Annotated in this window: 1 protein-coding gene; it reads left to right on the plus strand. The window is 49.7% G+C overall.

Features of this window, described 5'->3' with window-relative positions:
• Window positions 1–1261 (plus strand): integrase catalytic domain-containing protein (locus tag E1189_RS01395; RefSeq protein ID WP_230459955.1); only part of this gene is annotated, 1261 nt, incomplete at its 5' end.
• Window positions 1262–1306 lie beyond the last annotated feature (45 nt).

The raw sequence follows: 1306 nt of genomic DNA on the forward strand, positions 1-1306 counted from the left end.
TCATGATGAGAGGATGAAAATCATCATGAACACTACATTCATCAAAACCCTGCAGGATGTTCAGATACTGCTCACTCAGTCGTCTTGCCTGGAACCGGGCTGGGAATCAAAGGAAGAATGCTACCGCTGGGTTGAACAAACCCTCAGCCATTTCAAATACCGCTCTCTGAGCAAGACGGATAAAGGCCTTATCCGTCGTTATCTGGTCACAGCTACCGGCTACTCAAGAGCACAGGTGGCCCGGCTGATTCATCAGTACATCAGTCTGGGAGGCGTGAAGCGCAAGCCACGCGGAACTCATGGTTTCCAAACCAAATACACCAAGGCCGATATCAGGCTGCTGGCCTACACCGACAGGCTGCATAACGACCTGAACGGTGCCGCTATCAAGAAGCTGTGTGAGCGGGCTTTCCAACAGGGTGACAGACGTTATGAACGTCTGGCAGGCATCTCCGTCTCGCATCTATACAACCTCAGACAGTCCCGTACCTATGAGTGCGTGAGAGGGGTCAAAGACAGCACACGCCCCGTTCAGAGGGACATTGGCGTGAGACGTCGTCCGAACCCACAGGGGCATCCGGGATTCATTCGTATTGATACCGTCCATCAGGGTGACAGAGACGGTGTGAAAGGCCTCTATCACATTAATGCTGTCGATGAGGTCACACAGTACGAAGTTGTCTGCACAGTCGAGAAAATTAGCGAGCGTTACCTTGTTCCTGTTTTGGAGGAATCGCTGGCAGGTTTCCCGTTTAAAATCGAGGAGATTCATTCCGATAATGGCTCGGAGTATATCAATCATCGGGTTGCCGAGTTGTTGAACAAGATGAATATCGCACTGTCGAAGTCCCGCTCTCGACACAGCAATGATAACGCTCTTGTGGAAAGCAAGAATGGCTCTGTGATCAGGAAGCTGCTGGGGCATGCTCATATTTCGCAATGCCATGCGGAGGCGTTCAATCGGCTGGATAGAGAATACCTGACACCCTATCTGAATTACCATCGCCCCTGTTTTTACCCAGAAATCCAAATGGACAAGAAGGGCAAGGAGAAGAAAGTTTATCGGTATGAGAACATGATGACACCCCATGAAAAGTTCCTGTCACTGGAGCAGCCAGATCAGTACCTGAGAGACGGTGTAACCCTTAAGCAGCTGAAGGAAAAAGCTGAGGCGATGACCGATAATGAAGCGGCTGAGAAACTTCAGCAGACTAAGGAAATGTTATTCAGAACTGTTTTTGAACGGCGAGCCGGAATGTAGGTATTAACACCTACCTTCAGGCTCATTTCTGGATTGGAGAATACT

Source organism: Parendozoicomonas verongulae (assembly GCF_009711465.1).
GTDB classification, from domain to species: domain Bacteria; phylum Pseudomonadota; class Gammaproteobacteria; order Pseudomonadales; family Endozoicomonadaceae; genus Sansalvadorimonas; species Sansalvadorimonas verongulae.